The 25,872-nt window shown below is 53.1% G+C and carries 23 protein-coding genes and 6 tRNA genes; 18 read left to right on the forward strand and 11 right to left on the reverse strand.

The window, feature by feature from the left end; all coding sequences use genetic code 11:
* Complete coding sequence (locus L3069_RS15720; protein WP_032623833.1) at positions 1-732, forward strand: LytTR family DNA-binding domain-containing protein; 732 nt, start codon at positions 1-3, stop codon at positions 730-732.
* A gap of 35 nt (positions 733-767) precedes the next feature.
* Here the strand turns inward: L3069_RS15720 and glk are convergent, their stop codons facing one another.
* Positions 768-1,733, reverse strand: coding sequence for a glucokinase (gene glk / locus L3069_RS15725; protein WP_100167844.1), 966 nt, complete (start codon positions 1,731-1,733; stop codon positions 768-770).
* A 205-nt stretch (positions 1,734-1,938) separates the two neighbouring features.
* On the opposite strand from glk, the gene L3069_RS15730 reads away from it, so the two are divergent.
* Entirely contained in the window at positions 1,939-3,174 is a 1,236-nt protein-coding gene (locus L3069_RS15730) for an ion channel protein (RefSeq protein WP_038416469.1), read from the forward strand.
* On the opposite strand, the gene ipdC is transcribed toward L3069_RS15730, so the two are convergent.
* Positions 3,175-4,833 (reverse strand): indolepyruvate decarboxylase, encoded by a 1,659-nt coding sequence (gene ipdC / locus L3069_RS15735; protein WP_038416470.1) that lies wholly within the window; start codon positions 4,831-4,833, stop codon positions 3,175-3,177. It lies immediately after the preceding gene.
* 186 nt (positions 4,834-5,019) lie between these two features.
* Between ipdC and mgrA the strand changes: the two genes are divergently transcribed.
* Positions 5,020-6,018, forward strand: a complete 999-nt coding sequence (mgrA, locus tag L3069_RS15740; protein WP_038416471.1) for an L-glyceraldehyde 3-phosphate reductase — start codon at positions 5,020-5,022, stop codon at positions 6,016-6,018.
* Positions 6,019-6,144: 126 nt separating this feature from the next.
* The gene (gene ypeC, locus L3069_RS15745) at positions 6,145-6,492 is read left to right on the forward strand and encodes a DUF2502 domain-containing protein YpeC (RefSeq protein ID WP_022648932.1); all 348 of its coding nucleotides are present in this window, start codon (positions 6,145-6,147) and stop codon (positions 6,490-6,492) included.
* Positions 6,493-6,525: 33 nt separating this feature from the next.
* Here ypeC and L3069_RS15750 read toward each other — a convergent pair whose 3' ends face one another.
* A complete protein-coding gene (locus tag L3069_RS15750; protein ID WP_032623830.1) occupies positions 6,526-7,764 on the reverse strand; it encodes an Nramp family divalent metal transporter in 1,239 nt (412 codons plus the stop codon).
* A 345-nt stretch (positions 7,765-8,109) separates the two neighbouring features.
* Between L3069_RS15750 and nupC the strand changes: the two genes are divergently transcribed.
* Positions 8,110-9,297 carry a nucleoside permease NupC gene (gene nupC, locus L3069_RS15755; RefSeq protein ID WP_022648934.1) on the forward strand — a complete coding sequence of 396 codons (1,188 nt, stop codon included), beginning with the start codon at positions 8,110-8,112 and terminating at the stop codon, positions 9,295-9,297.
* 45 nt (positions 9,298-9,342) lie between these two features.
* Here nupC and L3069_RS15760 read toward each other — a convergent pair whose 3' ends face one another.
* The 3 genes from L3069_RS15760 to L3069_RS15770 all read right to left on the reverse strand — a co-directional run bounded on the left by L3069_RS15760 (position 9,343) and on the right by L3069_RS15770 (position 11,935).
* On the reverse strand, positions 9,343-11,532 hold the full coding sequence (locus L3069_RS15760) for an EAL domain-containing protein (RefSeq protein WP_038416472.1): 2,190 nt from the start codon (positions 11,530-11,532) through the stop codon (positions 9,343-9,345).
* A gap of 210 nt (positions 11,533-11,742) precedes the next feature.
* Positions 11,743-11,818 (reverse strand) — tRNA-Ala (locus L3069_RS15765).
* 41 nt (positions 11,819-11,859) lie between these two features.
* Positions 11,860-11,935, reverse strand: a tRNA-Ala gene (locus L3069_RS15770).
* A 217-nt stretch (positions 11,936-12,152) separates the two neighbouring features.
* Here L3069_RS15770 and L3069_RS15775 point away from each other — a divergent pair.
* Positions 12,153-12,515: a YfeC-like transcriptional regulator gene (locus tag L3069_RS15775; RefSeq protein WP_022648936.1), complete on the forward strand. Its 363-nt coding sequence runs from the start codon at positions 12,153-12,155 to the stop codon at positions 12,513-12,515.
* A 1-nt stretch (position 12,516) separates the two neighbouring features.
* Positions 12,517-12,903, forward strand: coding sequence for a YfeC-like transcriptional regulator (locus L3069_RS15780; RefSeq protein ID WP_032622330.1), 387 nt, complete (start codon positions 12,517-12,519; stop codon positions 12,901-12,903).
* A 51-nt stretch (positions 12,904-12,954) separates the two neighbouring features.
* Here the strand turns inward: L3069_RS15780 and gltX are convergent, their stop codons facing one another.
* Entirely contained in the window at positions 12,955-14,370 is a 1,416-nt protein-coding gene (gene gltX / locus L3069_RS15785; protein ID WP_022648938.1) for a glutamate--tRNA ligase, read from the reverse strand.
* A gap of 258 nt (positions 14,371-14,628) precedes the next feature.
* On the opposite strand from gltX, the gene L3069_RS15790 reads away from it, so the two are divergent.
* The 5 genes from L3069_RS15790 (at position 14,629) to L3069_RS15810 (ending at position 15,485) form a co-directional block, all read left to right on the forward strand.
* Positions 14,629-14,704: transfer RNA gene (locus L3069_RS15790), tRNA-Val, on the forward strand.
* A 41-nt stretch (positions 14,705-14,745) separates the two neighbouring features.
* Positions 14,746-14,821: transfer RNA gene (locus L3069_RS15795), tRNA-Val, on the forward strand.
* Positions 14,822-14,850: 29 nt separating this feature from the next.
* Positions 14,851-14,926 (forward strand) — tRNA-Val (locus L3069_RS15800).
* A gap of 4 nt (positions 14,927-14,930) precedes the next feature.
* A tRNA-Lys gene (locus L3069_RS15805) sits at positions 14,931-15,006 on the forward strand.
* A gap of 137 nt (positions 15,007-15,143) precedes the next feature.
* On the forward strand, positions 15,144-15,485 hold the full coding sequence (locus tag L3069_RS15810; protein ID WP_022648939.1) for a FlxA-like family protein: 342 nt from the start codon (positions 15,144-15,146) through the stop codon (positions 15,483-15,485).
* Here the strand turns inward: L3069_RS15810 and L3069_RS15815 are convergent.
* Positions 15,476-16,417, reverse strand: a complete 942-nt coding sequence (locus L3069_RS15815) for a LysR family transcriptional regulator (protein WP_038416474.1) — start codon at positions 16,415-16,417, stop codon at positions 15,476-15,478. The two genes, L3069_RS15810 and L3069_RS15815, sit on opposite strands and share 10 nt — an antisense overlap.
* Positions 16,418-16,506: 89 nt before the next feature.
* Here L3069_RS15815 and L3069_RS15820 point away from each other — a divergent pair, with 89 nt between their 5' ends.
* Positions 16,507-17,502: a bile acid:sodium symporter family protein gene (locus L3069_RS15820; RefSeq protein WP_038421494.1), complete on the forward strand. Its 996-nt coding sequence runs from the start codon at positions 16,507-16,509 to the stop codon at positions 17,500-17,502.
* Here the strand turns inward: L3069_RS15820 and L3069_RS15825 are convergent.
* The 3 genes from L3069_RS15825 to zipA form a co-directional block, all read right to left on the reverse strand.
* The gene (locus L3069_RS15825; protein WP_003861328.1) at positions 17,499-17,714 is read right to left on the reverse strand and encodes a DUF3820 family protein; all 216 of its coding nucleotides are present in this window, start codon (positions 17,712-17,714) and stop codon (positions 17,499-17,501) included. The genes L3069_RS15820 and L3069_RS15825 overlap by 4 nt on opposite strands.
* Before the next feature lies 1 nt (position 17,715).
* Positions 17,716-19,731, reverse strand: a complete 2,016-nt coding sequence (gene ligA / locus L3069_RS15830) for an NAD-dependent DNA ligase LigA (RefSeq protein WP_038416476.1) — start codon at positions 19,729-19,731, stop codon at positions 17,716-17,718.
* 68 nt (positions 19,732-19,799) lie between these two features.
* Positions 19,800-20,807 (reverse strand): cell division protein ZipA, encoded by a 1,008-nt coding sequence (zipA, locus tag L3069_RS15835; RefSeq protein WP_038416477.1) that lies wholly within the window; start codon positions 20,805-20,807, stop codon positions 19,800-19,802.
* A 229-nt stretch (positions 20,808-21,036) separates the two neighbouring features.
* On the opposite strand from zipA, the gene cysZ reads away from it, so the two are divergent.
* The 5 genes from cysZ (at position 21,037) to crr (ending at position 25,828) form a co-directional block, all read left to right on the forward strand.
* The gene (cysZ, locus tag L3069_RS15840) at positions 21,037-21,798 is read left to right on the forward strand and encodes a sulfate transporter CysZ (protein WP_022648944.1); all 762 of its coding nucleotides are present in this window, start codon (positions 21,037-21,039) and stop codon (positions 21,796-21,798) included.
* Between the two features lie 163 nt (positions 21,799-21,961).
* Entirely contained in the window at positions 21,962-22,933 is a 972-nt protein-coding gene (cysK, locus tag L3069_RS15845) for a cysteine synthase A (RefSeq protein WP_006811453.1), read from the forward strand.
* A 317-nt stretch (positions 22,934-23,250) separates the two neighbouring features.
* Positions 23,251-23,508: a phosphocarrier protein Hpr gene (ptsH, locus tag L3069_RS15850; protein WP_000487600.1), complete on the forward strand. Its 258-nt coding sequence runs from the start codon at positions 23,251-23,253 to the stop codon at positions 23,506-23,508.
* Positions 23,509-23,553: 45 nt separating this feature from the next.
* Positions 23,554-25,281: a phosphoenolpyruvate-protein phosphotransferase PtsI gene (gene ptsI, locus L3069_RS15855; protein ID WP_022648945.1), complete on the forward strand. Its 1,728-nt coding sequence runs from the start codon at positions 23,554-23,556 to the stop codon at positions 25,279-25,281.
* A gap of 43 nt (positions 25,282-25,324) precedes the next feature.
* Entirely contained in the window at positions 25,325-25,828 is a 504-nt protein-coding gene (gene crr / locus L3069_RS15860) for a PTS glucose transporter subunit IIA (protein ID WP_022648946.1), read from the forward strand.
* Positions 25,829-25,872: the final 44 nt, after the last annotated feature.

Consider the following 25,872-nt stretch of genomic DNA (forward strand, 5'->3'; position numbering starts at 1 on the left):
ATGAAAGTCATCATCGTAGAAGATGAAATTCTGGCTCAGCAGGAGTTGAGCTGGCTTATCAAAACCCACAGCCAGATGGAGATTGTTGGCTGTTTTGAGGATGGTCTGGACGTGCTGAAATTTTTGCAGCATAACCGGGTCGACGCGATTTTTCTCGATATTAATATTCCGTCTCTGGACGGCGTTCTGCTGGCGCAAAATATCAATCAGTTCGCCCACAAGCCGTTTATTGTGTTTGTCACCGCGTGGAAAGAGCATGCCGTGGAAGCCTTCGAGCTGGAGGCGTTTGACTATATTCTCAAGCCGTATCAGGAGTCGCGTATTATCAGCATGCTGCATAAGCTGGAAGCCGCATGGCAGCAGCAGTCGCTGCCCACCAGTGCCAGTCCGGTAGCGCGTGAAAACGACACCATTAATCTGGTGAAGGACGAACGGATCATCGTCACGCCTGTCGACGATATTTACTATGCTGAAGCGCACGAAAAAATGACGTTTGTCTATACGCGGCGTGAGGCCTACGTAATGGCGATGAACATCACCGAATTTTGCAACAAACTCCCGGCAGCGCACTTCTTCCGCTGCCACCGCTCGTTCTGCGTCAACCTGAACAAGATCCGCGAGATCGAACCCTGGTTTAATAACACCTATATTTTGCGTCTGAAGGATCTGGATTTTCAGGTGCCGGTAAGCCGCAGCAGAGTGAAAGCGTTCCGCCAGCTCATGCACCTGTAGCGCGTTCCCTCTCCCGCAGGAGAGGGAGACGGATGTCAGAGGATCTGGCCAAGTACCTGACGCAGATGCGCCCCGGAGCCAAGCAAGCCCGGATTGTCGTGGACAATCAGGTAAACCGGAATGTCCTGCACGTAACTTTTGAAGCGGCCTTTGTCTTCAAAGCCACCACGGAAACCGGAGGCGGTAAAGAAATCGAGGAAGCGCGGCACGATCCCGCCCGCAATATAGACCCCGCCAAAGGTGCCGAGATTCAGGGCCAGGTTGCCGCCGAAACGCCCCATAATGACGCAGAACAACGACAAAGCACGACGGCAGTCAATACAACTGTCGGCCAGCGCGCGTTCGGTCACATCTTTAGGCTGCAGATTTTCCGGCAGACGACCGTCTGATTTTACAATCGCCCGATACAGGTTCACCAGACCCGGACCAGAAAGCACGCGCTCGGCCGACACGTGACCAATCTCGGCGCGTAGCTCCTCAAGAATAATGCCCTCTTCTTCGCTGTTCGGCGCAAAATCCACGTGGCCGCCCTCACCCGGCAGGCAGACCCAGCGTTTGTCGACGTGAACCAGGTGCGCCACCCCCAGACCGGTTCCGGCGCCGTAAACAGCAATGGGTTTGCCTTCAACCGGGGCCGTACCGCCGAACTGAATCAGATGCTCAGGTTTAAGCATTGGGATAGCCATGGAAACCGCAGTGAAATCGTTGATAATTTCAAGGTGCGAGAAACCGAGGTTTTTCCGCATTTCGGCAATTGAAAAGGCCCACGTGTGGTTGGTCATCGCCACCCAGTCGCCGGTGATCGGACAGGCGATGGCGATACAACCGTCTTCAACGCTCACTTTATGCTCTTCAAGATAGACGCGAACTACCGCTTCCAGGCTTGGGTAATCCAGCCCTGAATAGGTTTTCGCCTGAGAAATTTCACCGCTGTTTACATCGCACAGGGCAAGGCGCGCGTTGGTGCCGCCTACATCACCTACCAAAGCATACTTTGTCATTCTTCTACTGCTCCGCTAAAGTCAGAATAAATCTTTGGGACACTGTAAATTCAAGGCGTGATAACAACAACGACCAGAAGGTGACTGCCCATGGATTATCGATCTTCGTCACATAATAACTTTACCGTTTCAGCACCTTTTGCACTATTGCCACAATGCTGATTGTGCAAAGTAACGTTAAGCCGTTTTGTACAAGGAAATCATCATGCTCCATCCGCGAGCCAGAACCATGCTGTTATTGGCTGTCCCGGCGCTAATTATTGGCGTAGCGTCGAGCCTGGTGCTCATCGTCGTCATGAAAGTAGCGGCAGTGCTGCAAACGATTTTATGGACCGCGCTGCCGGTTAAACTTGGCATCAGCACTGACTCGCCAGGGTGGATCATGATGATGCTGACCCTGACCGGAATTGCCGTAGGTCTGGTGATCCGCTATAGCCCGGGCCATGCCGGGCCGGACCCGGCACTGGAACCCTTGATTGGTGCGCCAGTATCTCCCTCTGCTCTGCCGGGGCTTGTTATCGCGCTGATTATCGGTCTTGCGGGCGGCGTAAGCCTCGGGCCTGAACATCCCATTATGGCGGTTAATATCGCGCTGGCGGTCTTTCTGGGAGCGCGTCTTTTCCCGCGCGTTGGCGCGCTGGACTGGACGATTCTGGCTTCCGCCGGTACCATCGGGGCACTGTTTGGTACCCCAATAGCGGCTGCGCTCATCTTTTCGCAAACGCTCAGCAGCGACAATGATGTGCCGCTGTGGGATAAACTCTTTGCGCCATTGATGGCCGCCGCAGCAGGGGCCCTCACGACCAGCCTGTTTTTCCATCCTCATTTTTCACTCCCCATCCCCCACTATGGCCAGATGCAACTCACCGATATTGTCAGCGGTGCCGTCGTCGTCGCGATAGCCATTGCGCTGGGAATGATCGCAGTGTGGTGTCTTCCGCGCCTGCATCGTCTGATGCACAGGCTGAAGCATCCGGTGCTGATTCTGGGTATGGGCGGTTTTATTCTGGGCGTTTTAGGCGCTATCGGCGGGACGGTTACGCTGTTTAAGGGTCTGGACGAGATGCAGCAACTGGCCTTCAGCCAGGTCTTTAGCGTCTCCGATTATCTGCTGTTCGCGCTGGTAAAACTGGCGGCGCTGGTGATCGCTGCAGCCTGTGGTTTCCGGGGAGGACGGATCTTCCCGGCGGTATTTGTTGGCGTCGCGCTGGGGCTGATGCTGCATGAGCACGTCGACGCTGTCCCTGCGGCGATTACCGTCTCCTGCTCCATTCTGGGGCTGGTACTGGTGGTAACGCGCGATGCGTGGCTGAGTCTGTTTATGGCGGCCGTTGTTGTGCCGGATACCACGCTTCTGCCGCTCCTTTGTATCGTGATGTTGCCCGCCTGGCTCCTGCTGGCGGGCAAACCGATGTTGATGGCATGGCGAAACGACAGGTAATCAGGCGTTATTGCGCGCCTCCAGCGCTTTGGTCAGCGCGCTCAGCAGCGGCGGAATATCGGCTTTCGGCAGCATCACCTCGATCAGCGATAGTCGCTCGTGGTGTGCTACTTTATCCAGCACCTCCGCCAGTGTTTCCGCTTCGCTGACGCGCCAGCATTCTGCCTCTGGCGCCAGGCTCAGCGCCTGCGGGATCTGCGTCCAGTTCCAGAGGGCAATATCGTTATAGCGCTGCTCCGGCCCGTGGATGGCTCTCTCAACCGTGTATCCCTCGTTGTTAAGCACCAGAATAATCGGGCGCTGCTTGTCGCGCAGCATCGATCCCAGCTCCTGAATGGTCAACTGCGCGGCACCGTCACCCGTCAGGACAATCACGCGTCGGTTCGGACACGCTGTTTGCGCGCCAAACGCCGCCGCGAGCGTGTAGCCGATCGATCCCCAAAGCGGCTGGACGATAAAGTTCACGTCTGCCGGTAAACGCAAATCGATAGCGCCGAAAGCAGACGTCCCCTGGTCAGCCAGAATAATGTCTCCGGGGCGAATAAACGTTTGCAGGGTTCGCCAGAAGCTCTCCTGAGTCAGCGCCCCTTCGATAGTGGGGAAAGAAGAGCTGCTGTGATCAGATGGCGCTCGCGTATCACACACATGCGTTTTGCACAGCGCTGTCAGCGTTTCAATGGCCTCCCTCATCGGGATACCCGTAAACCAGACGTCGCCGACGCGGGACGCGTGGGGCTGAACCTCTATCGTCTGATCTGGCGTCAGCTGGTGGGTAAACCCGGCTGTGAGCGTATCGGTAAAGCGCGTGCCAATGCACAGCACCGTATCAGCCCCCTCGATTGCCTCTTTGACCGCCGCGGCGCTCGCCGATCCGCTGTAGGTGCCATAAAAACCGCTCTGTCGTTCGTCAAAAATGCCCTTGCCCATCAGCATGGTGGCGTGTGCCATCGGCACCTCTTTCACCCACGTCTGAAGGGCCGCGCGCAAACCGTGGCGCAGCACCAGGAAGTCCGCTAACAGCGCGGTGCGTTTGCTCGTTGACAAACGCTTTTCGGCAGCCTCACGGAACGCTTGCATGCAGGCTGAATCGGCCGGTGCGGAGTTAAGAGTGAGAGCGCTTACAGGGGGCGTAGCGGCTTTTTTCGCCACATCGGCGGGCAGCATCAGGTAGCCCGGACGGCGCTCCCGCAGCATGGTGGTCAGGACTCTGTCAATTTCATAGCAGGCGTTTTGTTCGGTAAGCACCGCCTGTGCAACGGTGATGGGTTCGCTCATGTGGTAGAAATGGCGGAACTCGCCGTCGCCTAAGGTGTGGTGCAGTAACTCTCCTCGCTGCTGCGCCGCCATACCCGGAGCCCCCACAATATGGAGCACGGGGACATGTTCGGCAAAGCTGCCCGCCACACCGTTCATGGCGCTTAACTCCCCAACGCCGAAAGTCGTCAGGAGTGCGGCAAATCCCTTACAGCGGGCATAGCCGTCTGCGGCGTAAGACGCGTTCAGCTCGTTGGCACAGCCCACCCAGCAGATGTCCGGGCTGTCTATCACATGGTCGAGAAACTGCAGGTTATAGTCGCCCGGCACGCCAAACAGATGATCGGCACCGCAATCTGTTAGTCGGTCCAGCAGGTAATCGGCGACGCAATAGGGGGTACGCATATTATAGGTGTCCTTCTGACGTTGACCTCACTCTGAGTATTAAATAAGCGTGAAGGGTGTCCAGAATTGGCGACAATCAGGGGCTGGAAAGAATGCTTTACGAAAAAAGCTGAGCTATGCTCATTTTCTTCAGGTTAGTGTAAACGCATACACTGATTTTTCTTTCCAGCGCCAGAGGTCTCGCTCATGGGTTATCAACCTGACAAAAATCGTTACCAGACAATGCAATATCGCCGCTGTGGACAAAGCGGCCTCAAGCTTCCCGCCATCTCGCTGGGGCTTTGGCATAATTTTGGCGACGCGACGCTGCTCGAAAACAGCCGTCAACTTTTACAGCGCGCCTTCGATTTGGGTATTACACATTTTGACCTTGCCAATAATTACGGCCCACCTCCTGGTTCAGCCGAACGCAACTTCGGGCGCATCCTGCAGGAGGATTTCCTGCCCTGGCGCAATGAGCTAATCATCTCCACCAAAGCGGGCTACACCATGTGGGACGGGCCTTACGGCGACTGGGGCTCGCGTAAATATCTGATTTCCAGCCTGGACCAGAGCCTCAGGCGTATGGGGCTGGAGTACGTTGATATCTTCTATCACCACCGCCCCGATCCACAAACGCCGCTACGTGAAACGATGAAAGCGCTTGACCATGTGGTGCGCCAGGGCAAAGCGCTGTACATCGGCCTGTCCAACTACCCGGCAGAACTGGCGCGGCAGGCGATTGAAATACTGGAGGATCTGGGCACGCCCTGTCTAATCCACCAGCCGAAGTACTCCATGTTTGAACGTGCGCCTGAAGAGGGGTTGCTGGACGTATTGCAGCAAAATGGGGTGGGATGTATCCCCTTCTCTCCCCTGGCGGGCGGACAGTTGACCGATCGCTATCTGAACGGCATCCCGGCAGATTCTCGCGCAGCAAGCGGCAGTAAGTTCCTTAATCCGGACCAGATCACCGACAAAAAGCTGGAAAAGGTACGCAAGCTGAATGCGCTGGCGGAAAAACGGGGGCAAAAGCTTTCGCAAATGGCACTGGCCTGGATCCTGCGCCACGATGCGGTGACATCCGTGCTCATCGGCGCAAGCAAAACCGGACAAATTGATGATGCTGCAGGCATGCTTGAAAATCGTCATTTCTCCGCAGAAGAGCTGAAGACGATAGAAGCGATCCTGTCCAGTTCAGATTAAAAACACTTTTAGCAAAAAGTGCTCTCGTTCATGATTTAGGAGTTGAGGCGATGAAACGAATGTTTACCAACTCGTAAAATTGCGTTAACAGGTCGCACAGCGGCCCCGATCGTGAAGGAGAAGAGTATGTTCAGGTCACTGATTCTTGCAGCGGTACTACTGGCTTCGGCCCCGCTGGTCGCCAATGCGGGCGAAATCACCCTGTTGCCATCGATTAAATTACAAATTGGCGATCGTGATGACTACGGCAGATACTGGGACGGTGGCTACTGGCGCGACCGTGACTACTGGCACCGACATTATGAGTGGCGTAAAAACCGCTGGTGGAAACACGATAACGGCTATCACCGTGGCTGGGATAAGCGTAAGGCCTACGAGCGCGGCTACCGCGAAGGCTGGAACGATCGTGACGACCGCCGTGGCGGCAGGGGTCACGGAAAAGGCAGAGGCCATGGTCACGGCCATCACCATTAACAGCTAAAAGGAGCCTCACGGCTCCTTTTTCTTTTACAGGCCTGCTGCTGTGCCTAACAGCAACCACATGTTTAACGCCACCACCACGACCACAATGGCCCACCCGGCGCGTTTCACCCACGTCGAATTCACCAGATCGCCCATCAGCGATTTGTTGCTGGTGAATATCAGTAGCGGCACCAGCGCCAGCGCAATACCGAAACTCAGCAGCACCTGACTCATCACCAGAATGCGGGTCGGATCCAGCCCCATCAGAATTACAATAAAGGAAGGCAGCATCGTTACCGAACGGCGAACCCACAGTGGAATATGGAAACGTACGAACCCCTGCATCACCACCTGCCCGGCCAGTGTCCCCACAACCGTAGAGGAAAGTCCCGCAGCAACCAGGCTTAAACCAAAAATAGTGGCAGCGGCATGGCTCAGCAACGGCTCCAGCGTCAGGTACGCCTGGTCGAGATCGGCAACCCCGGTATGCCCGTTAAAGTGAAACGCGGCGGCGGCAGTCGCCATCATCGCCAGATTCACAAATCCGGCAATGGTCATCGCAATTGCCACATCCCATTTCGAGGCGGAGTAGCGCTCTTTACTCGTCCCGCCGTGCAGATTTTGGGTTAAAGAAGAGTGCAGATAAATTACATGCGGCATAATGGTCGCCCCCAGCACCCCGGCGGCCAGAAATACGGCTTCAGAGGTGGGTAACGACGGGATCACCATCCCTTTCGTCAACTGCACCAGATTCGGCTGGGAGAAAATCAGCTCAACAATATAGGCGGCAGCGACGAACAGCAGCAGGCCGCCGATGACTTTCTCCAGCGGTTTTTGTCCCCGCCTCTGGAGCATCAAAATAAGGAACGTGGCGATACCGGTCAGCACGGCGCCCTGTAGCAGGGAGACGCCCAGAATAAGCTTAAAGCCGATCGCCGCCCCGATAAACTCGGCGAGATCGGTGGCCATGGCGATAATTTCCGCCTGGACCCAGTAAAACCATACCGCCGGACGCGGATAGTGATCGCGGATTTGCTCCGCCAGGTTTTTCCCGGTGGCAATACCCAGCTTCGCGGAAAGCATCTGAATCAGCATCGCCATCAGGTTGGCCCACACCACAACCCACAGCAGCTTATAGCCGAAACTGGCCCCGGCCTGAATATTGGTCGCAAAATTACCCGGATCGATGTAGCCAATCGCGGCAATGAATGCAGGTCCCATTAATGCGAACCGCAGCTTGCGTGCCGCCCTGCCGCTGCTACTCTCTACGCGACTATTCGTCATTTCTGCCTCTGGAAATATAGCCTGTGCTATGTTTTATGCTATCAAAATGAGAATGATTATCAAGTTCATTTGTAATGGTTAACATGATTACTCTGATAGCCAGGGACAATGGACAGGCAGGTGGAGCAAGGTCACAGAATGTGAAAATGCGCAGACATTTGTGAAGCGTAGCACACAAACTTAACTTTTCACTCATTTACCTAACATAACAAAAATGTATTGTTGATCACTATTTTTGAGACTCGTCACAGGATGTAACTATAGTGTGGGCTTGATCTCGTTTTCTTTGTGCTTGTTACATAGAATGTGCACGGAAATTAAACCTGCCTCATATTTGGAGCAAATATGGACCGCGTCCTTCATTTTGTCCTGGCACTCGTTGTCGTTACTGCACTCGCATTGCTGGTCAGCACTGACCGCAAAAATATTCGTATTCGCTATGTTGTCCAGCTGCTGGTCATTGAAGTTTTACTTGCGTGGTTCTTCCTGAACTCCAACGTAGGCCTCGGCTTCGTGAAAGGCTTCTCCGAAATGTTCGAAAAACTGCTCGGATTTGCCAACGACGGGACTAACTTTGTCTTTGGCAACATGAACGATCAGGGTTTGGCCTTCTTCTTCCTGAAAGTGCTCTGCCCTATCGTCTTCATCTCTGCCCTGATCGGGATCCTCCAGCACATTCGTGTTCTGCCGGTGGTTATCCGTGCAATCGGCTTCCTGTTATCGAAAGTTAATGGCATGGGCAAGCTGGAATCCTTTAACGCAGTCAGCTCGCTGATCCTGGGTCAGTCTGAGAACTTCATTGCGTATAAAGATATCCTCGGCAAGATGTCCCGTAACCGCATGTACACCATGGCGGCGACAGCAATGTCTACCGTTTCCATGTCTATCGTGGGCGCGTATATGACTATGCTGGAACCTAAATACGTGGTTGCAGCGCTGGTTCTGAATATGTTCAGCACCTTTATTGTTCTTTCGCTGATTAACCCGTACCGCGTGGATGCCAGCGAAGAGAACATTCAGATGTCAAACCTGCACGAGGGACAGAGCTTCTTCGAAATGCTGGGTGAATACATTCTGGCGGGTTTCAAGGTTGCGATTATCGTTGCCGCGATGCTGATTGGCTTTATCGCACTGATCGCTGCGCTGAACGCCCTGTTTGCGGCCGTACTTGGTATTTCGTTCCAGGGTATTCTGGGCTATATCTTCTACCCCGTCGCTTGGGTAATGGGTGTGCCCGCTCACGAAGCGTTGCAGGTGGGCAGTATCATGGCAACGAAACTGGTATCCAATGAATTCGTGGCGATGATGGATCTTCAGAAGATTGCCAGCACGCTCTCCCCGCGTGCGGAAGGGATCCTGTCCGTCTTCCTGGTCTCCTTCGCGAACTTCTCTTCCATCGGTATTATCGCTGGTGCGATTAAAGGCCTGAACGAAGAGCAAGGTAACGTCGTTTCTCGCTTTGGCCTGAAGCTGGTTTACGGTTCAACGCTGGTGAGCGTCCTGTCTGCCTCTATCGCAGCATTGGTGCTGTAATCCATATCGCTCAATGAAAACCGGGAGCCATCGCTCCCGGTTTTTTTATGTCTCCAGCGCCGTCAGGGGCAGTGGTTTACCAATCAAATAGCCCTGCAAATAATCAACGCCGTATCGCAGCAACATCTCGCGTTGTTCAGCCGATTCCACATATTCAGCCACCACACAAAGCGATTTCGTTTTTGCCATGTTGCAAATGGACTGCACGATCATCGCATCCATGCTGTCGGTGCAGATATCTTTCACGAAGCAGCCATCGATCTTAATGATATCGGCCTCCAGTCGCTTCAGGCGCTCAAAGTTGGCATAGCCGGTACCAAAGTCATCGATAGCAATGCGGAAGCCATAATCCCGCAGCTGCTGGATATTGTTGATGCTGCTTCCCGAGTCAGAGAAAGCCTGTTCCTCGGTGATCTCAATGACGATATCTTGCGGTGCAACGGCGTAGCGTTCAAAAAGCGCGATGATCTCAGCTGCAATCTCGTTCTGCATCAGCGTCAGCGGCATCAGATTAACGGAGAACCGCGTTCCGGCCCGTCCGGATGGATGACTGCGCATCCACATCAGCAATTTTTCCACCACGTTCAGGTCGAATCGGTGGCTCAGGTTGAACTGAGCAATCAGCGGAATAAAGCGGTCAGGGGTGATGATCTCACCATCACTTTCAAGACGCGAAAGGATTTCAAAGTACCCTTCTCCGCGCGCGTTGTGAATTGGCTGCGCGTAAAGATGGAGACCACCGATATCAAGGGCGCGTTTTATACGGGCCAGCATTAGCACCCTGTCAGTCGTATGACCAGAAACATCATCCAGACTGTTGGTTAACGCAAGGACGTTATGCCCGGAACAGGACTGCTCGGACAGCCAGCTCAACTGACCCAGCGTGTGATGCACGCTTTCTCCATTTGGCACTTCCCCCCAGGAGGCACCAAACTCAATGTCGAGCTCAGTCTTGTTCCAGATAATTTTACGGCTGTTCAGATGGTCAACCATAAATTGCAGACGTTCAGCCGTGCCCGGTCCCAGCAAGACCAACATCAGTTCACTGCCTGGTAACTGGAAGAGCTTCTCGTCTTTTTGCAATAACGGCTGCAGCGACGCGGTGATCATCTTTTTACAGTGCACGCGCATGAGGATGCCGTAGTGACGGCTCAGGAATTCCAGATTATCCAGACGCAAGCAGCAGACTTTGGCCTCAGGATGATGCTGTAGAAAAACTTCCAGCGCACGAATGTTAGGCAGACCGGTGAGCGGATCGGTAAGCGCCCTCTCCTGCCACCCCTGTTTCAGCCATTCACTTTTCTGATAGATCTGCGACATGTAAAGCAGGCAGATAGCGAAAGAGATGAGTACCGACAGAATAAAGGAGAGCGAGTGGCCCGATTCAACGCCATTGAGAAAATTATAATTATAGGTCAACAACATGAGCGCTGAGGCTGCCCAGAATAAAGAGATGAGCGCATAGCTCAAACGACCAATACCCAGGGTAAAAAGAATGAAAACGGTCGGCATCAAATAACCCGCAATAAACTGCGACTCAAAAGGTGCGCATAAAATAGCGATCATTGAGACCAACAGCATCAGCCACACAACGATAAATAACGCTTTTTTGTTGCAAAAGAGGGGCTTCACGCTTCGCCGCCAGAATGTTCGGGCATAGCGAGGATTAATAATCATTCTTAATGGATAATAGAACATCATGGTGAAAATCAGGGCGGCGCAAATCAGACTCTGAATATCGATAACGTTATAAATTGCAGATCCTTCGCCGAAATAGGAGGAGATTGTTACCGGGAAATCAAATAAATACCCCGCCAGATACATCGATAATTTGATGCCCACAGGCACCATAAATCCGAGCCATAAAATACGTATACCAATGTACTTATTCGGCATGCTGTGGCGCCAGCGCTTGCCCAGCATCAAACGGATAACGCCACAGGCGGCGAAGACGGCAAACGTCTGACAACATAATAAAACGATAGATTGTAGCGGGGCTAAATCAAAGTAATAAGCATTAGTAACACTAAAACTTAGCAACAAAGGAATGATTGCCCATCGTCCAAATAACAACACGATGGCGAGCATGGCGCTTAAGGGCAGCCACGCTAAATAAACATCATTTTCGTTAACGATAGCGCGCGGAGAGATATAACGGGAAAAGGGGATCGCAATCAGGCTTAGCGCCAGGGCAATCATAAATATTTTTACATTATTGTAAATTTTTCTATTCATTAATCCGGGTAATCTATTTAACCATCGTCTTATTGACCGGATCGATAATAGGTTTATTAATTGGACGAATCAAGTTTAGGTCTATTTATGGACTTAATTATTGATTTGGATTGAGGTGAGGTATAGAAAACGACGTTAATTGCAACAAAAACAGTCTAAATATTTTACAAGATATAAAAAACCCCCGTCTGACGACGAGGGTTTAAATTTTGGTGGAGCTAAGCGGGATCGAACCGCTGACCTCTTGCATGCCATGCAAGCGCTCTCCCAGCTGAGCTATAGCCCCACATGTTACTTTACCTACCGTACTCTGTTGGGTTCAGAGCTTGGTGGAGCTAAGCGGGATCGAACCGCTGACCTCCTGCATGCCATGCAGGCGCTCTCCCAGCTGAGCTATAGCCCCATCGTAAAGCTGTCATGTTGACGGGCGGCATAATATGAATTCCGCCGCACAGTGTCAACGGCAAATTCAACCTCAGCCTTTCAACCGCCGAAAAATCATGCAAATGAATCACTTTGCGAGTCTGCTCGCAGCCAGGAGTAAAGCTTGTCACGTTTTCACGTAAAACGGTGCTATAAAATGAACCACTAATTAACCCCACAGATATTCAGGAAATTGTATGATCAAGGAACGAATGACGCCAGAAGAGTTAGCCCTGCTGACTGGCTATAGCCGACAGACCATCAATAAATGGGTACGCAAAGAGGGTTGGATTACATCGCCAAAACCAGGCGTTCAGGGCGGCAAGGCGCGTCTGGTACACGTCAATGAAAAAGTGCGCGACTTTATTCGCAGCGCACGCAGGGTAACAGAGTCGCCGGAAATGCCAGAAAAGGCGTACCACGAAGGCTCGCTTCACGCCCTGCTCCTGACGCTGGCGAATGAAATGACGCCGGATGAGCAAAAGCAGATGACATCTCTGTTACTGCGGGAAGGGATTACCGGATTGTTACAACGCTTAGGGATTCGCGACCAACGCTAATATGAAAAGATTACGCAGCAAAATGACCACGGAAGAGCTGGCGGACAGTCTGGGCGTCGCCCGACAAACCGTTAATCGCTGGATACGACAGAAAGGATGGAAAACGGAGGGTATCAACGGTGTAAAAGGCGGAAGAGCGAGGGTGATATGTATTGATGCGCACGTTAAGGAGCACATCATTAGCCTTCCCGCCATTCGTAACAGTCGGGCTGTTTACCATGTGGCAGAAAGCCCTTCACTCTATGGCGTGGCGACCTCATCCAGCCTGCTTCCACAAATTATCGACTCGCTGGAAAACATGACAACTGTCGAACAGGAACGTTTGCACAAGCTGCTCGCTCGCGAAGGTTTGCAGGGTTTTCTCACGCGTCTTGGTATTGCTGAATAACAGACATAAAAAACGGCAGGTTACCCTGCCGTTATTTGTATTTTACGAGCATTACTGCTGGCTTTCGCGCTCAGCAATAAAGCCCAGCGCCTTGTTGATACGCGCAACGCTACGTGATTTGCCAATGGCATGAACGGTCACGTCCAGCGCCGGAGACTGGCCTGCCCCCGTCACCGCAACGCGCAGCGGCATACCGACTTTACCCATGCCAATTTCCAACTCATCAGCGGTTGCCTGAATCGCGTGGTGAACATTTTCTGCAGTCCATTCGGTAATGGCTTCGAGTTTATCTCGCACCACTTCCAGCGGCTGACGCGCAACCGGACGCAGGTGTTTCTTGGCCGCGTCGGCGTCGAACGCGTCAAACTCTTCATAAAAGTAGCGGCAGCTCTCGGCGATCTCTTTCAGCGTTTTGCAACGCTCGCCAAGCAGCTTCACCAGATCCGCCAGCTCAGGGCCCGTACGGGTATCGATGTTTGCCTGCTCAATGTGCCATTGCAGATAAGTCGCCACATACTCTGGCTGCATGGTATTGATGTAGTGATGGTTCAGCCACAGCAGTTTGTCAGTGTTGAACGCGCTGGCTGATTTGCTTACCGAGTTCAGAGAGAAAAGCTCGATCATCTCTTCGCGGCTGAAGATCTCCTGGTCACCATGAGCCCAGCCCAGACGCACCAGATAGTTCAGTAGCGCTTCCGGCAGATAGCCGTCATCACGGTACTGCATCACGCTCACCGCGCCATGACGTTTGGACAGCTTTTTACCGTCGTCACCGTTGATCATCGATACGTGCGCATACACCGGTACAGGCGCGTTCAGCGCTTTCAGAATGTTGATCTGACGCGGGGTGTTATTGATATGGTCTTCACCACGGATCACGTGAGTGATTTCCATATCCCAGTCGTCCACAACCACGCAGAAGTTATAGGTTGGCGAGCCGTCAGTACGACGAATGATGAGGTCATCCAGCTCCTGGTTGCTGAATTCGATCGGGCCGCGGATCTGGTCATCAAAGATAACAGAGCCATCCTGCGGGTTAGCAAAACGCACTACGCAAGGCTCATCAGCAGCATGCTCGCTGTGGTCATGACGGCAACGACCGTCATAACGCGGTTTTTCGCCTTTTGCCATTTGCTCTTCGCGCAGCGCATCCAGACGCTCCCTTGAGCAGTAGCACTTATAGGCCGTGCCTGCGACCAGCATCTCGTCAATTACGGCGTTATAGCGGTCAAAACGTTTGGTCTGGAAGTATGGGCCTTCGTCCCACTCCAGATTCAGCCAGTTCATCCCATCCATAATGGCTTCAATTGCTTCCGGCGTTGAGCGCTCCAGGTCGGTGTCTTCAATACGCAGCACAAACTCACCTTTGTTGTGGCGTGCGAAAAGCCAGGAGTAGAGAGCAGTACGTGCACCACCGACATGCAGATAGCCTGTCGGGCTCGGCGCGAAGCGAGTTTTGATTTTCATGAAATGGCCTTACGTTATAAAGATGCCGGTAATCGGCAAATCCTGGGAAGAAAACAATGGGCAATATTCTATCACTGTGGGCCGATTCCTCAATGTCGATCACTTTATCCGGTTCGAGATTGCTGTTTTTGTTTAGAAATCATGCACCACAGTCCGTTTTGCGATCGTTTTGACTAATTTTACGACGAACGAATAAAAACTTTAGAAAATGCGTTGACTCATTTTCAACTCTCCCTATAATGCGACTCCACACAGCGGGGGTGATTAGCTCAGTTGGTAGAGCATCTCCTTTACACGGAGGGGGTCGGCGGTTCGAGCCCGTCATCACCCACCATCTACTTCGGTAGACTCGCAGTGTAGATAAGAATTGAGATTGGGCGATTAGCTCAGTTGGTAGAGCATCTCCTTTACACGGAGGGGGTCGGCGGTTCGAGCCCGTCATCGCCCACCATTCTCACCTTATCGTAGCAGTTCCGAAATGGGCGATTAGCTCAGTTGGTAGAGCATCTCCTTTACACGGAGGGGGTCGGCGGTTCGAGCCCGTCATCGCCCACCATTTCGGGTCGTTAGCTCAGTTGGTAGAGCAGTTGACTTTTAATCAATTGGTCGCAGGTTCGAATCCTGCACGACCCACCAATGTAAAAAAGCGCCCTAAAGGCGCTTTTTTACTATCTGCGATATAGCACATCCCCATTGCAGCCAAACCGCTTGTTTTACTCAAGCTCACGCCTTCTTTGCCGATACCTCTATTTTATGGCGAAAAGGATCTCAATATGACAACTCTTAAGCCCGTTTCTCTGTCGGCGATGGAAATCGGCAGCGTAGATAACAGCTCCGGCGGAAACGACATTGCTTCCCAGATCACCCGTCTGACCAAACAGATAACGAAAGTCACTCAGCAACTTAAAGAAGTCGCCATGGGTGATGCCACAGCGGAAGAAAAGCAAAAGCAGCAAGAATTGCTCGAATCTCAGCTGGCTATGTTGCAGGCACAGCTGGCGCAATTGCAGCGTCAGCAGGCAGAAGAGGCGATGCCAAAACAGGAAAGCGGTCAGGCCGTGGCGGAAGGCGTCAATAAACCCTCCGCAGAACATCAGATTGATATCTATATCTGATCATTGGTTTCATTAAAAAGTGGATCGCGCGTGCGGGCCTCCATCAGACGCCTGGCCTGCATACGCACCACATCCCAGCAGGCGTGTGCCGCTCCGGAAAGAGACCTGTTTTTACGGCGTACCAGCATCAGCTGGCGTTCGACACAGGGTACAAAACGCTTCACCGTTAAACGACTCCCCTGCGGCAGTGGCAGCGCCAGCGCCGGCAGAACGCTGATGCCAATCCCCGCTTCGACCATCGGGAAGAGCGTGGCAGGATGCCCAATCTCCTGCACAATGGTTGCCTTTACGCCCTGTGCGGCCAGTGCGGCATCTATCAGCGGGCGGCTACCTGATGCATAATCCTGTAACACCAGGTTTGCCCCCTGTAAGGCTTGCCAGGCCACCTGCGACAGCGATGCCAGAGGATCATCATCGCGGCAGAGCAATAAAAAGGGTTCCGAGAGTACCACTTCACATTCCAGGTCGCTTACCGCTCCGGGATCGATAACAATCCCGAAATCCACATCCCCCTGACGAATACTCTCCAGTACCCACTGCTGCGGCCTGTCGTGCAAAACAAAATCGATATCCGGATAGCGGTGATTACTTTCAGCGATGCACTGGGGAATAAGATGCGCCGAAATCGTCTGGCTCGCCGCCACTCTCACGGTACCGGAAAGCTGTTGTCCAAGCCGTCCGACGTCTCTCAGCGTACTGTTCAGTTCATCCAGCAGCCTTTCCAGACGCGTTGCCAGCTGATGTCCCGCTTCGGTGAGCACCACTTCGCGCGTCGTGCGGTCGAGCAGTTTCACGCCGGTTTGAGTTTCCAGCTCTTTCACGCTATGGCTCACCGCCGACTGGCTGAGGCCAATCATCTCCCCTGCCCGGCTAAAGCTGCGGGCCTGCGCGACGGTGACGAAAACACGAAGCTGACGTAGTGAATAATTCATCTCTTTAATTCATGAATGGATGCAATAAATCAATTTTATTTCTCAAAGGGAAGAAAGCACAATAGCGGCATCTGTTTTCAGGAGTGATTATGAAACTTTTTCGTATCCTTGATCCGTTTACGCTGACCCTGATTGGTGTCGTCTTGCTGGCCTCGTTCTTCCCGGCGCGGGGCGGTTTCGTTCCGGTCATTGAAGGGCTGACCACGGCAGCCATTGCCCTGTTGTTCTTTATGCATGGCGCCAAACTCTCCCGGGAAGCCATTATTGCAGGCGGTAGCCACTGGCGACTGCACCTCTGGGTAATGTGCAGCACCTTTATCCTCTTCCCTGTTCTGGGCGTGCTGTTTGCCTGGTGGGCGCCGGTGAATGTCGATCCGGCACTCTATACCGGTTTCCTTTATCTGTGCATTTTGCCGGCCACCGTGCAGTCTGCTATTGCCTTTACCTCGCTGGCGGGCGGCAACGTCGCGGCGGCGGTCTGTTCTGCTTCGGCTTCCAGCCTGCTCGGGATCTTTGTTTCACCGCTGCTGGTCGGTCTGCTGATGAACATGCATGGTGCAGAAGGTAATCTGGAGCAGGTGGGTAAAATTTGTCTGCAACTGCTACTGCCGTTTGTGCTCGGACACTTATCCCGCCCCTGGATTGGGGCGTTTGTGGCGAAACACAAAAAATGGATCGGGAAAACGGACCAAAGCTCCATTCTGCTGGTGGTTTACACGGCCTTCAGCGAAGCCGTGGTGAACGGCATCTGGCACAGGGTGGGCGCAGGATCGCTGCTGTTTATTGTGGTGGTAAGCCTTGTTCTGCTGACCATTGTGATCGCGGTTAACGTCTTTGTGGCCCGCAAATGCGGCTTCAATAAGGCCGATGAAATCACCATCGTATTCTGCGGATCGAAAAAGAGCCTGGCCAACGGGATCCCGATGGCCAATATTCTGTTCCCGACGTCGGTCATTGGGATGATGGTACTGCCGCTGATGATTTTCCATCAGATCCAGCTGATGGTGTGTGCGGTACTGGCGCGGCGTTACAAGGCACAGACTGAAAAGCTGGCGCAGGAAGAGACCCGCGCCGCGAAAGTTTAAGGACGTTTCAGGGGCTGCACCAGCTGGGTCAGCCCCTCTGTTTTGATCAGTAATGTGATAGCCATCAGCTCGCCAAGACGCCCGGCAGGAAACTCATCCTTACGGGCAAACCACAGCAGATATTCTTCCGGTAAATCAATCAGCCTGCGGCCCTTATATTTACCGAACGGCATCTCCGTATTGGCGATCTCAACGAGCTGCTCTTTTTCCACATCACTCTCCTAAAAGGCGCATCATTTCCGCTTCATCGATCACCTCGATGCCGAGCTCCTGCGCTTTTGCCAGCTTCGAACCGGCCGCTTCCCCGGCGATCACCAGGTCGGTTTTCTTTGACACGCTTCCCGCCACTTTTGCCCCAAGCGCCACCAGGCGCGCTTTCGCGTCATCACGCGAGAGCTGGCTCAGACTGCCGGTCAGCACCACCGTTTTACCTGCAAACGGGCTGTCGATCTCTTCTGCATTAACCACTACCGGTGCGGGCCAGTGAATGCCCTGTTCCAGTAATTTACCGATCACTTCACGGTTGCTCTCTTCGGCGAAGAAGTTGAAGACGTGGGTAGCGACCACTATACCAACGTCAGGGACTTTCTGTAGTTCGTCGATGGTGGCTTTCTCAAGAGCCTCCAGCGTGCCGAAATACGCCGCCAGCCCTGCCGCCGTCGCCTCTCCGACTTCACGAATGCCGAGCGCGTAAAGGAAACGGGCAAAGGTAGTATTTTTGGCCGCCTCGAGCGCATTGACCACGTTCTGGGCAGATTTCGGCCCCATACGATCAAGACCGGTCAGCTTACCTGCCGTCAGGGTAAAGAGGTCCGCTGGCGTATGGACATACTCTTTCTCAACTAACTGGTCGATGATCTTGTCACCCATTCCGTCGACGTCCATCGCCCGGCGGGAGACAAAGTGCTTCAGGGACTCTTTACGCTGCGCGCCGCAGATTAACCCGCCCGTACAGCGCGTTACCGCTTCACCTTCCACGCGCTCAACGTCCGAACCACATACCGGACAATGGGCAGGAAACTCGATGGCACGGGTATCGGCAGGACGTTCTGATTCCACTACGTTAACCACCTGCGGGATCACATCGCCCGCGCGGCGAATCACCACTTTGTCACCAATTCGCAGCCCCAGACGGGCAATTTCATCGGCGTTATGCAGCGTAGCGTTACTGACCAGCACGCCAGCCACCTGCACAGGCTCCAGACGCGCCACAGGCGTAATCGCACCCGTACGTCCTACCTGAAATTCCACGTCGCGAACGAAGGTCATCTGCTCCTGCGCCGGGAACTTAAAGGCCACTGCCCAGCGTGGCGCCCGGGCAACAAAACCCAACTGTTCCTGCAATGCCAGGGAGTTAACCTTGATCACTACGCCATCAATATCAAACCCAAGCGTGGGACGATCTTCTTCAACCTTGTGATAGAACGCCAGCACCGCCTCTGGAGAGTCGCAAAGCTGCACGCGGTTGCTTACCGGCAAACCCCACTCTTTGAACTGCATTAAACGACCCAGGTGGGTATCCGGCAGGTCACCGCCTTCCAGGATCCCGACGCCGTAGCAGAAGAAAGTAAGCGGTCGCTTCGCGGTGATACGCGGATCGAGCTGGCGCAGCGAACCTGCCGCCGCGTTACGCGGGTTTGCAAACACTTTACCCCCGGTACGACGCGATTCTTCATTGATCTTCTCAAAGCCCGCCTGCGGAAGGAAAACTTCCCCGCGCACTTCCAGCCGCGCAGGAATGTTATCGCCACGCAGCTTCAGCGGGATCGCACGAATGGTGCGCACATTGGTGGTGATGTCTTCCCCGGTGGTGCCGTCGCCGCGCGTTGCGGCACGTACCATCACGCCGTTCTCATAAAGAATGCTGACGGCCAGACCATCCAGTTTTAGCTCGCAGCACCAGCTCAGATTGTCGACGCTCTTCAGGCGATCCTGCACGCGCTTGTTGAAAGCCAGAAAACTCTCTTCATCAAACACGTTATCCAGCGACAGCATCGGCACTTCGTGGCGCACCTGGCTGAAAGCACCCAGCGGTTCCGCGCCGACGCGCTGCGTTGGGGAATCGGGCGTAATCAGCTCCGGGTGCTGCGCTTCCAGCTCGCGCAGTTCACGCATCAGGCGGTCATATTCCGCATCCGGCACTTCCGGTGCGTCCATAACATGATAGAGATATTCATGATGGCGAAGCGTGGTTCGCAGTTCAGTAAGTTGTTGTTCGATTGAGTCCATATCGCACCATCAATGAGAAAAACCCCCGACAGGCGGGGGTTGAGGAGGAGTTGAAGTAAACGCGACGATTACGCGTTAGCTTCCTTAACTTCGCGGATGCGGTCCTGATATTCGCGCAGTTTCTGCGGCGTCATCATACGACGCTGATCGTCGAGCACAACACCGCCCACTTCGTCGGCGATGTGCTGAGCGGACTGTAGCATCAGCTTAAAGTTTTGCAGCTCGTCACCGTAGGACGGCACCTGCATAAAGATCGTAACCCCAGGCGTGACGAAATCACCGGTCATTTCCGGGTCAAACGTGCCTGGATTGACCATATTAGCCAGGCTGAACAGCGCCGGACCGCTGCCGTCAGGACTCAGGTGGCGATGGAAAATATTCATGTCGCCGAACTTGAAGCCTGCCTGTTGGATGCTGTTGAGCAGCACGTCACCGTTCAGATGGGTGCCATGATGAGCAGCCACATTCATGATGATTACCGCTTCTTTACGCTGCGGCTTTTCAACAACCGGTTCTGGCTCAACAACAGGCTCTGGCTCAACGCACGGAGCGGGCTGTGGCGCAGGCGGTTCAGGCTGCGGCTGCGGCTGAGGCTGCGGTTGTTCTACCGGCTGCGGCTGTTGCACTGGCTGTGGCTGATGCACTGGCTGTGCAGGCTGTTGCACAGGTTGCTGCTGTACAGGCTGTGGCGCAACGGGCTGCTGTTGCACAGGCTGCTGCGACGGATGACGAACAGGTTCTTCCACTGGCGGCGGCGCTGGCTGGCGCGGCTGGGCAGAGGCATACGGTGGTTGATACTGGTGCTGCGGAGCGCGGGGAGCTTCATGCTCTCCATGCGCTGCGCCGGGCGCAGTATTGACCCGATGAACACGAACTTCACCCACACCGTCGTCGTCAAGACCGTCGATGTCGTCTTCAACGTCATCGTCTTCGCGACTGGACTTCATGCGCTTCAGTGGACGATCGCGAAACATAGAGGAACGCTCTTTACGGCTGGTCCAGAAACCATGTACCAGTAAAGCGATTATGGCGATCGCGCCAACAATGATTAATATCAGACGCAAATCCTGCATCATTATATTCTCTGTTGTTCTAACACCTTGCCACCACGGCAAACATTTACTCACTAAGAGTATTTGCCGTTTACGTCAAGTGCAAGTGTATGCAGAGCATTCACAGCATAAAGATGAACTAAATCGTGCTTTTTGCTGGTTTTTCGAACATTTCCGAACTGGTCATTGGCCCGTAACTGGATAATATAGGCGGGCAATTCCACTGGTTGTGTAAAAAGGAGTACAGCCTGGTATGGTTTCAACATCTTCTTCTGCCCCACGTAGCGGGGTCTGGTACTTTTCTCAGGGCTGGAAACTGGTCTCCCTGCCGGGCATTCGACGCTTCGTTGTTTTGCCGTTACTGATCAACATTATTCTGATGGGGGGCGCGTTCTGGTGGCTGTTCACCAGACTGGAAAGCTGGATCCCTTCCCTGATGAGCTATGTGCCGGACTGGTTACAGTGGTTGGACTACCTGCTCTGGCCGATTGCGGTTATCTCCGTGCTGCTGGTTTTCGGCTATTTCTTTTCGACGATAGCTAACTGGATAGCCGCGCCGTTCAACGGTCTGCTGGCCGAACAGCTGGAAGCGCGCCTGACCGGTGCGGCGCCGCCTGACACGGGCGTACTGGGGATCGTGAAAGATGTCCCCCGCATCATGAAGCGCGAATGGCAGAAGTTTGCGTGGTACCTGCCGCGGGCGATTGTGCTGCTCATCCTTTATTTTGTACCCGGGATCGGCCAGACGGTCGCACCCGTGCTGTGGTTCCTGTTCAGCGCCTGGATGCTTGCTATCCAGTACTGTGATTATCCGTTCGATAACCACAAAGTGCCGTTTAAAGAGATGCGCACTGCCCTGCGCACTCAGAAGGTTGCCAATATGCAGTTTGGTGCCCTTACCAGCCTGTTCACCATGATCCCTTTCCTGAATCTGTTCATCATGCCCGTTGCCGTTTGCGGCGCGACGGCGATGTGGGTGGACTGCTACCGTGCTAAGCACGCGTTATGGAAGTAATGCAAAAATGTGTAAAAGAGGGGTGGCTTATGCCGCCCCTTATTCCATACTGATCCCCATTATTTCCTTGCAGCATATAGATATGCGATTTCCTTACTTCCCCATACCTGTTCAACAGGTATGCTGGGTCGGTATCCCAATTTCATACAGTTAAGGACAGGCCATGAGTAAGATTTATGAAGACAACTCGCTGACTATCGGTCATACGCCCCTGGTTCGACTGAACCGTATCGGTAATGGACGCATTCTGGCGAAGGTGGAATCTCGTAACCCAAGCTTCAGCGTTAAATGCCGTATCGGTGCGAATATGATTTGGGATGCTGAAAAGCGTGGCGTGCTGAAACCTGGCGTTGAGCTGGTTGAACCCACCAGCGGCAATACCGGTATCGCCCTGGCCTATGTTGCGGCGGCGCGCGGCTATAAGCTGACGCTGACTATGCCTGAAACCATGAGTATTGAGCGCCGTAAGCTGCTGAAAGCGTTGGGTGCGAATCTGGTCCTCACGGAAGGCGCGAAAGGCATGAAGGGCGCGATTCAGAAGGCCGAAGAAATCGTCGCCAGCGATCCTGCAAAGTATCTGCTGCTCCAGCAGTTCAGCAACCCGGCCAACCCGGAAATTCATGAGAAAACCACCGGCCCGGAAATCTGGGAAGATACCGACGGTCAGGTTGATGTGTTTATCTCCGGCGTAGGCACCGGCGGTACGCTGACCGGGGTGTCTCGCTATATTAAAGGCACGAAAGGTAAAAAAGATCTGATTACCGTTGCCGTTGAGCCAACCGACTCTCCGGTTATCGCTCAGGCGCTGGCAGGCGAAGAGATCAAACCAGGTCCGCACAAAATCCAGGGTATCGGCGCTGGCTTTATTCCAGGCAACCTCGATCTGAAGCTGATCGATAAAGTGGTCGCAATCACCAATGAAGAAGCCATCTCCACGGCGCGTCGCCTGATGGACGAGGAAGGCATTCTGGCGGGTATCTCTTCCGGTGCGGCGGTTGCTGCAGCTCTCAAACTGCTGGAAGACGAAACCTTTACCAACAAGAATATTGTGGTTATCCTACCGTCTTCGGGTGAGCGTTACTTAAGCACAGCACTGTTTGCCGATCTGTTCACAGAGAAAGAACTGCAACAGTGATGCCAGTATGTTAAAAACGCGTAAAAAAGCACCTTTTCAGGTGCTTTTTTGTGGCCTGCTTCAAAGTTTTACCCCTCCTGGCATTGCTTCACCCCGTTGGGTCTGGTATTTAAACCAGCAATTATTTTGATGCGCGAAATTAATCGGTGAACGAAATAGCGCTGCTGAATCGATTTTATGATTTGGTTCAAGTCTTGCTTTCACTGCATAATGTTTAATGACGATTGAAACGTCAGCGCTAACTATACAGGCTAAAGTTAAGTCGCCAGGCTAGACTTTAGTTCCACAACACTAAACCTATAAGTTGGGGAAATACAATGTTCCAGCAAGAAGTTACCATTACCGCTCCGAACGGTCTGCACACCCGCCCTGCTGCTCAGTTTGTTAAAGAAGCGAAAGGCTTCACTTCTGAAATCACTGTGACTTCCAACGGCAAAAGCGCTAGCGCAAAAAGCCTGTTCAAGCTGCAAACTCTGGGTCTGACTCAGGGTACCGTTGTTACCATCTCCGCTGAAGGTGAAGACGAGCAGAAAGCAGTTGAGCATCTGGTTAAGCTGATGGCTGAACTCGAGTAAGTTTACCGGGTTCTTTTCAATATCAGTCACAAGTAAGGTAGGGTTATGATTTCAGGCATTTTAGCATCCCCGGGTATCGCTTTCGGCAAAGCATTGCTGCTGAAAGAAGACGAAATCGTCATTGACCGGAAAAAAATTTCTGCCGACAAGGTTGATCAGGAAGTTGAACGTTTTCTGAGCGGTCGTGCCAAGGCATCTGCGCAACTGGAAGCGATTAAAACTAAAGCTGGCGAAACTTTCGGTGAAGAAAAAGAAGCCATCTTCGAAGGGCACATTATGCTGCTCGAAGATGAGGAGCTGGAGCAGGAAATCATAGCCCTGATTAAAGATAAAGGCATGACGGCCGACGCGGCTGCGCATGAAGTTATCGAAGGTCAGGCAACTGCCCTGGAAGAACTGGACGATGAATACCTGAAAGAGCGTGCGGCTGACGTACGTGACATCGGTAAGCGCCTGCTGCGCAACATCCTGGGTCTGGCCATCATCGATCTGAGCGCGATTCAGGACGAAGTCATCCTGGTTGCCGCTGACCTGACCCCGTCTGAAACCGCACAGCTGAACCTGAACAAGGTGCTGGGTTTCATTACTGATGCAGGTGGACGTACCTCCCACACCTCTATCATGGCGCGTTCTCTGGAGCTGCCAGCCATCGTGGGTACCGGTAGCGTCACCTCGCAGGTGAAAAACGACGACTATCTGATTCTGGATGCCGTAAACAACGTGGTTTACGTCAACCCAACTAACGATGTGATCGAGCAGCTGCGTTCCGTTCAGGAGCAGGTTGCTACCGAGAAAGCGGAACTCGCTAAACTGAAAGATCTGCCAGCCATCACGCTGGACGGCCATCAGGTTGAAGTGTGCGCTAACATCGGTACCGTACGTGACGTTGACGGCGCTGAGCGCAACGGTGCGGAAGGTGTAGGTCTGTATCGTACTGAATTCCTGTTCATGGACCGCGACGCCCTGCCAACGGAAGAAGAGCAGTTTGCAGCGTACAAAGCGGTTGCGGAAGCGTGCGGCTCGCAGGCCGTTATCGTCCGCACCATGGATATCGGTGGCGACAAAGAGCTGCCGTACATGAACTTCCCGAAAGAAGAGAACCCGTTCCTGGGCTGGCGTGCCGTACGTATCGCCATGGATCGCAAAGAGATCCTGCGTGACCAGGTTCGCGCTATCCTGCGTGCATCCGCTTTCGGTAAGCTGCGCATCATGTTCCCGATGATCATCTCTGTTGAAGAAGTGCGTGCACTGAAGAAAGAGATTGAAATCTACAAGCAGGAACTGCGTGACGAAGGTAAAGCATTTGACGAGTCAATCGAGATCGGCGTGATGGTGGAAACACCGGCAGCCGCGACCATTGCACGTCATTTAGCCAAAGAAGTTGATTTCTTTAGTATCGGTACCAATGATTTAACGCAGTACACCCTGGCAGTTGACCGTGGTAATGATATGATTTCACATCTCTACCAGCCAATGTCGCCGTCTGTACTGAATTTGATCAAGCAAGTTATTGATGCTTCTCATGCAGAAGGTAAATGGACTGGCATGTGTGGTGAGCTTGCAGGCGACGAACGTGCTACACTTCTGTTGCTGGGTATGGGTCTGGACGAATTCTCTATGAGCGCCATTTCCATCCCGCGCATCAAGAAGATTATCCGTAACACGAACTTCGAAGATGCGAAGGTATTAGCAGAGCAGGCTCTTGCTCAACCGACAACGGACGAGTTAATGACGCTGGTTAACAAGTTCATTGAAGAAAAAACAATCTGCTAATCCACGAGATGCGGCCCAAATTACTGCTTAGGAGATAAGTCTAATGGGTTTATTTAGTAAACTGTTCGGTGACAAAAGCAATAGCGACTCCGGAACTATTGAGATTGTTGCTCCGCTCTCCGGCGAGATCGTCAATATCGAAGACGTGCCGGATGTAGTGTTTGCTGAGAAAATCGTTGGTGATGGCATTGCTATCAAACCAACTGGCAACAAAATGGTTGCTCCAGTTGACGGTACCATTGGTAAGATTTTTGAAACCAACCATGCGTTCTCTATCGAATCCGATAGCGGTATCGAACTGTTCGTTCACTTCGGTATCGACACCGTTGAACTGAAAGGCGAAGGCTTCAAACGTATCGCGGAAGAAGGCCAGCGTGTTAAAGTTGGCGACCCTGTAATTGAATTCGATCTGCCACTGCTGGAAGAAAAAGCGAAGTCTACCCTGACTCCGGTTGTTATCTCCAACATGGACGAAATCAAAGAGCTGATCAAACTGTCTGGCAGCGTTACCGTGGGTGAAACCCCGGTTATCCGCATCAAGAAGTAATTCTTGCCGCACGGTAAAATGGCGCCTTCGGGCGCCATTTTTGT

Origin of the sequence: Enterobacter cloacae complex sp. ECL411 (assembly GCF_021869665.1) — a bacterium.
Taxonomy (GTDB): Bacteria; Pseudomonadota; Gammaproteobacteria; order Enterobacterales; family Enterobacteriaceae; genus Enterobacter; species Enterobacter intestinihominis.